Annotated in this window: 11 protein-coding genes; 4 read left to right on the top strand and 7 right to left on the bottom strand. The window is 36.2% G+C overall.

The window, feature by feature from the left end:
- The 5 genes from WBN20_RS00365 to radC form a co-directional block, all read right to left on the bottom strand.
- A partial coding sequence (locus WBN20_RS00365) for a DUF5723 family protein (RefSeq protein ID WP_424280303.1) occupies window positions 1–308 on the bottom strand: 308 nt, incomplete at its 3' end.
- A 41-nt stretch (window positions 309–349) separates the two neighbouring features.
- The gene (locus WBN20_RS00360; protein ID WP_424280302.1) at window positions 350–898 is read right to left on the bottom strand and encodes a hypothetical protein; all 549 of its coding nucleotides are present in this window, start codon (window positions 896–898) and stop codon (window positions 350–352) included.
- 89 nt (window positions 899–987) lie between these two features.
- A complete protein-coding gene (locus tag WBN20_RS00355) occupies window positions 988–1,677 on the bottom strand; it encodes a YjjG family noncanonical pyrimidine nucleotidase (RefSeq protein ID WP_424280301.1) in 690 nt (229 codons plus the stop codon).
- Window positions 1,670–2,965, bottom strand: coding sequence for a polysaccharide deacetylase family protein (locus WBN20_RS00350; protein ID WP_424280300.1), 1,296 nt, complete (start codon window positions 2,963–2,965; stop codon window positions 1,670–1,672). Before WBN20_RS00350 ends, WBN20_RS00355 begins: the two co-directional genes overlap by 8 nt.
- A 2-nt stretch (window positions 2,966–2,967) precedes the next feature.
- A complete protein-coding gene (radC, locus tag WBN20_RS00345; RefSeq protein WP_424280299.1) occupies window positions 2,968–3,666 on the bottom strand; it encodes a RadC family protein in 699 nt (232 codons plus the stop codon).
- A gap of 66 nt (window positions 3,667–3,732) precedes the next feature.
- On the opposite strand from radC, the gene WBN20_RS00340 reads away from it, so the two are divergent.
- Entirely contained in the window at window positions 3,733–4,176 is a 444-nt protein-coding gene (locus WBN20_RS00340) for a DUF1569 domain-containing protein (protein ID WP_424272034.1), read from the top strand.
- Between the two features lie 40 nt (window positions 4,177–4,216).
- On the opposite strand, the gene WBN20_RS00335 is transcribed toward WBN20_RS00340, so the two are convergent.
- Entirely contained in the window at window positions 4,217–5,578 is a 1,362-nt protein-coding gene (locus WBN20_RS00335; protein WP_424274421.1) for a UDP-N-acetylmuramate--L-alanine ligase, read from the bottom strand.
- Between the two features lie 104 nt (window positions 5,579–5,682).
- On the opposite strand from WBN20_RS00335, the gene WBN20_RS00330 reads away from it, so the two are divergent.
- From WBN20_RS00330 to WBN20_RS00320, 3 genes are read left to right on the top strand one after another with little or no spacing between them, the layout of a single operon-like run.
- Window positions 5,683–6,519: a class I SAM-dependent methyltransferase gene (locus WBN20_RS00330; protein WP_424280298.1), complete on the top strand. Its 837-nt coding sequence runs from the start codon at window positions 5,683–5,685 to the stop codon at window positions 6,517–6,519.
- 6 nt (window positions 6,520–6,525) lie between these two features.
- The gene (locus WBN20_RS00325) at window positions 6,526–6,843 is read left to right on the top strand and encodes a cupin domain-containing protein (RefSeq protein ID WP_424274423.1); all 318 of its coding nucleotides are present in this window, start codon (window positions 6,526–6,528) and stop codon (window positions 6,841–6,843) included.
- Window positions 6,844–6,888: 45 nt separating this feature from the next.
- On the top strand, window positions 6,889–7,674 hold the full coding sequence (locus tag WBN20_RS00320) for an SDR family oxidoreductase (RefSeq protein WP_424280297.1): 786 nt from the start codon (window positions 6,889–6,891) through the stop codon (window positions 7,672–7,674).
- A gap of 23 nt (window positions 7,675–7,697) precedes the next feature.
- Here WBN20_RS00320 and WBN20_RS00315 read toward each other — a convergent pair whose 3' ends face one another.
- Entirely contained in the window at window positions 7,698–8,579 is an 882-nt protein-coding gene (locus tag WBN20_RS00315; RefSeq protein ID WP_424280296.1) for a tetratricopeptide repeat protein, read from the bottom strand.
- Between the last annotated feature and the right edge of the window lie 297 nt (window positions 8,580–8,876).

Raw genomic sequence — 8,876 nt, 5'->3', positions numbered from 1 at the left:
GCCGGGTCTTTTTGTCCTCGGAATCCACCATTTAAAATCTCAACCTGAAAGATTCCATTCACTTCATCCCGTTTACTTAATGAATTCAATGCACGATCTTGTACTTTCTGATTAATATCAAGCCCATCAGCGGCAAAAATATCATTTACCGTAAGGCCGCTTGTTGCTCCCTGTGCATATATCCCGGATATAAAAGGGACCCCGGCATACCAATTATAACTTGTATTCATCCCGGGATTAACCATTAAAGCTTGTGGAATCTCAATAAAATCATACAAAACCTCCTTATTTTGGGCATGGATAGTCATGCCCCACATAATTAGAGTAATGAAAAGGAACGGGCATTTTTTCATTTTAGCCGAATCCTGAATTTAGCGCTGGATCTTAAGAAAACTGTTGGGTTAGGTAAAGTAGATACGCTGGTATTATCACCTAAATTTGTGGCACTTACCCTAATGGCAGAGGTATTTCTAATAATATCAAGGCTCCTGCCGGCTGGCCCATAAGCAATTTCACGTTGTAATATTGCAGTTGGGGCGGCATTAACACTAAAATTTTCAGAATCCAAAGAATTTCCTGAATCATCTAAAAATTCAAAAGTGATATCAAGAGGTTTACTCGTTGTATTTTCCACTTCATAGGTTATAACACCATCTAAGACATTATCAGCAAAAAATTCTTCGCTAAAGGCGTCGAAATTAAATGTTTGAGTGAAAAAATTAATCCCGCTTACCTGATTAATGATACGTTCAGGGGTCTCAACATATAGAATACTGGCTTCTGCAGTTGGCGTAACATCAAGATTGTCTAATTGATCAAAATCCTGCTTATCCGCACAGGAACTTAAGATTGCAGTACACACAAGAAGTGTGAAAAGATATTTTGGGATATATTTCATTGCTATATACCAGTTTTATAATGGTTAATTATGTACTAAAACCACCTAAATAGGTATTTGCCTCCTATATTATTCTCCCCTATATAACTCTATAAATAGTTTTTTATTTCACGTAAATCATGAATCATTACACAATGTTCATGTTTTGGGTCATTATGAGCGTTAAAATGCAAGGCATGTAATCCTACAGCCTTAGCGCCCAGTATGTCTGCTTCAATATTGTCGCCCACCATGAGTGACTTATCGGCAGCAGTATTTGCCTTTTTTAGAGCGAGTTCAAAAATTTCGGGATTCGGTTTTTTTACTCCGGCCATTTCCGAGTTAATAACCTGGTCAAAATATTCGAAAATATTTGCGTTTACCAGTTTTCTGGTCTGTACTTCTTCAAATCCGTTGGTAATTATATGTAGCTTGTATTTGGGTTTCAAATAATTTAGTATCTCAACTGTATTTGGCAACAAGTTATTGAATGCCGCAAGGTTAGTAATATATTCTGTCGATAAAATATCTATAACTTCATCCTTAATGTCGTATTCTATAGCATCAAAAGTTGTTTTTAGCCTTTGGTATCGCAATTCCGGTTTCTTGATTTTATCTTCTCGATATAATTTCCAAAATGCAAGATTCGCTGGCACATAGACTTCTAAGAATTTAGAGAGATTGACGTCTATTTCAACTTCAGTAAATACTTTTTGGAATGTCAACGCTGAATTCTTTTCAAAATCCCAAAGTGTATGGTCCAAATCAAAGAATATATCCGAAATATTTGACCTATGCATGGTACTTCTCAATTACTTTATTATATAAACTTAACCAATTAATTGCCTGATCCCCTCCCAATAATTCATTAGAGAAAATGGTAACGAAGTGCCCATTAACTTTTTTAACCTGATCATAATACATACGAATTTTCTCAACTGCTTCATCTTCAGAATTGAAATTAAGTAAGGCATAGTCATGAACAGCGAATGGGTGAATTTTAATGGGTTGTTTTTCTTCCATTGTAATATCATAGAAATAAAAAGGAGTACACGTACCAGCTCTAAAGCCCATTTCATGAGTATATCCCATGGTGTAATCATCTGTAAATTCTGCTTCTACAAGGTTTCTATAAGTATAAGGAATATCTACTCTGTTATATCTCATCCGCGAATAATTGATTGGCCTGTTTACAACATTGGATAACCTCTTTTTCTCCTCTTTCAATAATTCAATATCCTTAAAAGAACTATATGAAGCTGCCAAAGATACCAAGCTATAGTCTGCCACAGATTTAATCAGGTATTTAAAATTATTATTTTCGGGTGAAACATTTTTATCATAGGTTGAATAATTGGCAAACTGAAAAAAGAATATACTTTTTATTTGATATTTCTTCTGAATTTCTATTAAGCGAGCGTAGTTATTATAAGGATCTTGTTTGATCTTTAACCATACAGAAGTGCGCTGTACGACACGCTTAAATCTAAAAGAGCCTAAGTCATACAACAAACCTGCTAAGCTTCTCATAGGCCCTCTGTGCGCAAAACAGTGAGAAGAAGTAACATCAATAATCGAAGTGTGTTGAAACTTTCGCTTTTTACTTACCACGGTAGGAAAACGTTCTTTAAGCTTATCAAGAAATCTGTATGCCCAAATATCCACAACAGGTAATTGCAAAAAATTATTCGTAGAAGCTATACTTTCTAATGGAGGAAACCTACCATGAGTATCTTTTAGGTATGGTAAATACTCCTCATATCTCGTTAAAAGATAAAAGCTTGCCGAAAAAATATCATAGGGAATTGCACTAGGATCATTTGTCCTGAAAAAACAAGGGGTACCCTCCCAGTCTTCAACAGTTATTTTTAAATCATTTATGCCATGTACAAATAACAATTCATTACTTCTAACAAAAAACTCATTTTGCAAAGGTTGTTTACTGTAAGTAATCTTAGGTCCGGTATGTTTGATAAAATCTTCAACTTTAGTAGTGAAAATGATATCTACCCCAAGTATCCTGGTAAAAACCTGCTTCATGGTGTAACTGAAGCGTGGAGTAATTTTATGGGTATATATCAAAAGCATATTTATATCAAATTATTATCGGCAAAGCTATAGTATTTGTTCTGGGTAATAATCACGTGATCTAGTACCCTGATATCCATGGCTTCCGAAGCTTTCTGTAGTTTATTTGTTATTTTTTTATCAGCCTCACTCGGTTTAAGCGCCCCTGACGGATGATTATGGGCTAATATTAATGACACGGCCCCTAATTCTAAAGCTTGTTTCATTACTAAACGAACATCAACCAAAGTGCCAGTTATTCCACCCTTGCTCAATTGAGCCTTATGAATAACCTTATTTGAGTTATTTAAGTAAACAATCCAAAACTCTTCATGAGGAAGGTCTGCAACCAAAGGTTGAAGAAGATCGAAAACAGCCTGGCTACCGGAGATCTGTGCTTTATCTATCACCTGCTCATTTTGCCTTCTTCTCCCTATCTCTAAAGCAGCTGCAATAGATACAGCCTTGGCCTCGCCAATACCTTTAAACTTCATTAATTGTTTTGTAGATACCTTACCTAATTCGTTTAGGTTATTATTGGTGGAAGCCAATATTCTTTTAGCAAGAGCGACTGCAGTTTCATTTTTGGTCCCGGAACCAATTAAAATAGCAATCAGCTCGGCATTCGAAAGAACCGAACGCCCCTTATGCACTAATTTTTCCCTTGGTTTGTCATCGTCAGACCAATTTTTAATGGAAAAAGAAGAATTCTTTTGTTGCATGGCCTAAAGATAATCAACAAAAAAAATTATTGTAAATTTCATTCATAAAATCCTAACAAAGATATCATGAAATCAATTTTTGATGAATCTACATTTAAAGAAGTTGAAGCGCGTTTTAACAAACTGAGTAAGGATTCAGAGGGCTTGTGGGGCAAAATGAGTGTTGGCCAAATGCTATGGCATTGCCAGATTTTCGTTAAGGACGCAATAAAGAATAAAAAGTATAACAAACGAGGAAATCCAATTATAAGCTGGTTCTTTAAAAAGTCTATGTATAGTGATAAGCCCTGGCGAAAAAACTTACCGACCACACCTTTTGCCAGGGCTAAAGAAGAAAAGGAATTTGAGGTTGAACATAAAAAGTTACAGGAACAGATTAAAGAACTATATAGCCTGCGCGATAGAAAGGACTGGAATGCACATCCTGTTTTCGGTGATTTTACACCCGAGCAATGGGGCAAACTGGAATACAAGCATCTAGATCACCATCTAAGGCAGTTCGGGGTCTAACAGTTGTGTTTAAAAGAGGGTGATAATTTATAAAACCGTGTTAGTTAATTTCAATCATGTTTACGATTTCATTCAAATCCAGGCCACCATAGTTTCCGGAACTCATAAATAATACGATGCTGTTAGTAACATCCTGTTCAAAAAGAAATTCTTGAAAAGCAGCACTATTAGTAAAAATGTTAATGTCTTGTTGTTGAAATGCCTGCCCTATCTGATCTTTTGTTATTTCGGCTAAACCCTTTATTTTAACAGATTCGGGAATATAAAAAACCGCAGATACATCTGCTTCTTTTAAAGACCCCCTATATTCCTTTAAAAATTCGGCATTTAGACTGCTGTACGTATGTAGCTCTAAACAAGCAATCAATTTTCGATCCGGGTATTGTTCTTTTACTGCCATTGTGGTTGCCGCCACTTTACTCGGCGAATGAGCATAATCCTTGAAGATTATCGTATTCCTCCTTTCACCAATCTTTTCCAGGCGTTTTGAAGCTCCCTTAAATGAAGTAATTGCCTCATAAAAGTCTTCCTCATCAATTCCCATGTTTTGACAAATCCACTTTGCTCCAGCCAGGTTGTTTAAATTATGACGACCAAAAATATCGAGGGGCATAGGCCCTTCCCCGGTATTTAAAAAAGTCTTTCCGTGTTCAACAAAAAAATCTGGCGTAGAATAAGGAAGTTTCCGTATTGAATTTTCTGAGGCTTCAACAATGCTTTTAACATTTACGTCTTCCTCATTATAGGTAATACTCCCTCCTTTAACTATACTATTCACAAAAATCCGAAATTGCTCCAGATAATTTTCAAAAGTGGGAAAAACGTTGACATGGTCCCAGGCTATTCCACTTAATAATGCAATATTAGGTCGGTACAGATGGAATTTTGGCCGCCTGTCTATAGGAGAGGAAAGATACTCATCTCCCTCCAAAACAATAAAATCATTTTCCTCAGTAAGATGCACCATCCGATCAAATCCCTCCAATTGAGCACCAACCATATAATCTACGGGCTTTCCATGATAATTCATTACATGAAGTATCATTGATGTTATGGTAGTCTTACCATGACTTCCGCCTATTACAACACGAGTTTTGTGTTTAGATTGTTCATAGAGAAATTCCGGATAAGAATAGATTTTTAGACCAAGTTGTTTGGCTTTTATCAATTCAGGATTATCAACCTTGGCATGCATTCCAAGGATAATAGCATCCAAAGAAGTATCTATTTTATCCTGAAACCAACCAAACTGCGAAGGAAGGATTCCTTGTTTTGCTAATCTGCTTTTAGAAGGTTCAAATATTACATCATCACTCCCGCTAACAATATATCCTTTCTGATGCAGAGCCAGAGCAAGATTATGCATGGCACTACCTCCAATTGCAATAAAATGTATGCGCATTTACAATAAAATTAGATGCTAAAGATAGGAATTGAAAAGTGCAACTCAAATCATAATATCCCTCAGAATCTTTCTATCTTCGTTAGATACTATATTTCCAGACGTTGAACAACAAAATAAACATAGATGAAACTGCTTTTGTTACCGCTTCTTTTCGAATGCGTGATGTAGCTCTAAGCAAAGATAGGTATGCCCATCTATGGTCCAGTAGCAGTATTATGGATTATGCCGATCGCTACAGTGCCTCTGTTTCTTCCTATGAACCTTATGCGCACTGTTTACGCAACCGTTATTTTTATGATACTGTGAACAAACTTCTGGTCCAAAATAATATTGAAGTTCTTATCAATTTTGGCTGTGGCTTCAGTATGTATCCCTATTTATTAGAAAATTCACTTCGCTTTATTGAAATTGACAAACCGGATGTAGTAGCGCACAAAAAGGAAATAAGTGCTAAATGGGAAAGGGCCGGAAAATTACCCGGCAGGAACATCACCTATTTGGAAGCCGATTTTAATCTTCCATCACAGGATAAACTTTATGAGCAGCTTTTAACTCTGAAAAATGGAAGAAAATCCTTTATCCTGCTGGAAGGAGTACTCTTCTTTTTAGGTAAGGAAGATACAGAACGGCTTTTTGAACTCTTTTATAAAATTCAAGAACCTGATGAATATCTAGGAAGTGTTTCTTTTGTGCCACAATTGGAAGAACAATTGGTTTTTAAAAAACTGATCAATTATGTAGAAGATAACCTCGAAAAAACTGATCGATTTCAATATCAAACCGTTCCTGATAATTTTTATGCAAACCTCAAAGGTTATGAATTAATAGACCATCAGGATACGTTTAGTCTTTCGGCCTTTTACAAGCCCAAACGAACCTTACCTAAAGAGGATGTCCTCAATGAAAACATGTATCTTTTAAAAAAACTAAATAATTAGTATCTCATGAATGTAGTATTAACAGACATCGAAACAAAAGAAATTATGCCGGGTTATCATGGTAAAATGATCCATGGTGAGACCATGACACTTGCCTTCTGGGAAGTGGAAGAAGGAGCCACAGTACCAGAGCATTCTCATAAACATGAACAAATAATGCAAGTTTTAGAAGGTACTTTTGAGTTTTCGCTCAATGGACTTGCCAAACTCTATAAACCAAATGATCTGGTAATTATCCCACCGTTTGCCCCACATAGTGGTAAGGCCATAACGCCATGTAAGTTAATGGATATCTTTAGCCCCGTTAGGGAGGAATACAAATAGGCATTTTTAAACAATAGAGTTTAAAGCTTTTCAAAAAATAGTTTTATGCAGATTTCATTACATGGTAAAAGAGCTTTAATTGGTGGCAGCAGCCGTGGCATTGGCAAAGCAATTGCCGAGCAGTTAGCGGAAAGTGGCGCCAGTGTTACCTTAATGGCCAGAAGTGAAGATCAATTAAAAGCTATTGTAGCGGGGCTTACTTATAATGAAGGACCCCCTCATAACTATCTGGTAGTAGATTTTACAGATTTTGATAGTTATCAAAAAAAAATCTCTAAATATTTTGAAACTTATAGCGTGGACATCCTGGTTAATAATACACAGGGGCCATCTTCGGGCAGTGCACTGGAAAAGAACGTTTCTGACTATCAGGAGGCTTTTAACCTGCTGTTTAAATCTGTAGTATTCACTACTCAGCTGGCATTAAAACACATGATGCAAAACAAATGGGGGCGTGTAATTAACGTAGCCTCAATCTCTGTAAAGGAACCATTGGGTTATTTGGCACTGTCAAACACAATTAGAGCCGCAGTAGTTACATGGGCAAAATCATTAGCCAATGAGGTTGCTATAGATAAAATTACTGTAAACAGTATTTTAACAGGATATTTTGACACGGAGCGGATCACAGGTTTGAATAAAAAGAAATCGGAACAAATGGGCATCCCCATAGACCAAGTACGAAAGGCCATGGAAGAGCAAGTACCTATGAAACGAATAGGAAATCCATCTGAATACGGGTATTTGGTTGCTTTTCTCGCGTCTGATAAAGCCTCGTATATAACCGGTACAAATATTCCCATTGATGGTGGTCTGCTAAAATCGCTCTAAGACCAGGTTTTTTTCTTTAAGAACTACCCTTTTAACGCTTGTATTTTTTCCTTTTCCTCCAGCGCTCGCTTAAAACTATTATCGCTCTCCAAAGCCTTATTTATCCATATAATAGCATTTTGTTTATTCCCTTTTTTTCGGTAAAGACGTCCCATTCTATAATAAGCCCATTTAAGTGGTACTCCGTCTTTTATAGAATGTCCTTCAATATATCTTGACATATATTTTATGCCTCTGTCTAATTGTATTCCATAATCACTGCATACCTTTCCGATTTGGTAATTTAATTGATTTCTTTTAAATTCTGTCTGGTCATTCACCAATGCCAAAGCCGCAAAATAGTTAGTCTTTGCATTAGCCGGTTCATCGTCATATTCATATACATAGCCCAGGGCCAAATAGCTGTCAATAGGTGAAATCCTCTTGAGATTTTTAGCCAGTTCATAAGCCTTATTATAGCTTCCACCAACAATTCCCGGCAATGAAACATAAAGATCTATCAGAGCCCAGTGGGCTCCCGCATGATAGGGATCAAGAGCCAGGGTTTTATCAAAACTCGACCTTATACGCCCTAAAAGGGTAAGTCCGACAAAAAGATTACTGTTTTGGGCTTTTTTTGCCAAAACGCCACCATACTTAAAAAAGTAGGATGGGTTACCCCCATCTAGGATAGTAAGTTTTTTATAAATCTCAATAGCTTTATCCCATTCTTCCTGATATGCATAAGTTTCACCCAACTTGTCCAACAAAACAGGATTAGAATACAGATTGGGTTGTTGTAATAATAATTCACTGGCTTGCTTGTAATTTCCGGAACCAATTAAATATGCTATATCAGCAGAAACTATTTGCGCTTTCAGACAAACAGCATGAAGTAAAATTAAAAGTAAAATGAAGTGTCTCACACTAAATCCTTTTTCTAAGTTATTAGGTCGTAAACTAGTTTAAATCCTTAAAGTTAATGGTAGATTAAAGTAAATAAACAACTCTTTTAACACTTTGGTCGTTTTAGTTCTCTGAAAGCACATCTAATTTAAAATTCTTAATGGTCCTAAGAATACTTAGGCTGCTTGTCCTTGTATTTAGACTCAACAAATTTCTGAATTTTGTTGTAATGGAAACGTCATGATGAACTTGAAATAGCGAAAAAAAAGATTTGAAGTACGATACAAACAAGAGAAAAGGAGCCATTTAGCTCCTTT

Source organism: Eudoraea sp., assembly GCF_049665975.1.
GTDB lineage: Bacteria > Bacteroidota > Bacteroidia > Flavobacteriales > Flavobacteriaceae > Eudoraea.
Note: the sequence above shows the minus strand (reverse complement) of the source record. Positions and strands in the feature narration are given on the sequence as shown.

Bases quoted from the DNA above. Each gene is read 5' to 3' on its own strand.
- WBN20_RS00360 (WP_424280302.1), bottom strand. From the start codon at position 898: ATGAAATATATCCCAAAATATCTTTTCACACTTCTTGTGTGTACTGCA.
- WBN20_RS00355 (WP_424280301.1), bottom strand. From the start codon at position 1,677: ATGCATAGGTCAAATATTTCGGATATATTCTTTGATTTGGACCATACA.
- WBN20_RS00350 (WP_424280300.1), bottom strand. From the start codon at position 2,965: ATGCTTTTGATATATACCCATAAAATTACTCCACGCTTCAGTTACACC.
- radC (WP_424280299.1), bottom strand. From the start codon at position 3,666: ATGCAACAAAAGAATTCTTCTTTTTCCATTAAAAATTGGTCTGACGAT.
- WBN20_RS00340 (WP_424272034.1), top strand. From the start codon at position 3,733: ATGAAATCAATTTTTGATGAATCTACATTTAAAGAAGTTGAAGCGCGT.
- WBN20_RS00335 (WP_424274421.1), bottom strand. From the start codon at position 5,578: ATGCGCATACATTTTATTGCAATTGGAGGTAGTGCCATGCATAATCTT.
- WBN20_RS00325 (WP_424274423.1), top strand. From the start codon at position 6,526: ATGAATGTAGTATTAACAGACATCGAAACAAAAGAAATTATGCCGGGT.
- WBN20_RS00320 (WP_424280297.1), top strand. From the start codon at position 6,889: ATGCAGATTTCATTACATGGTAAAAGAGCTTTAATTGGTGGCAGCAGC.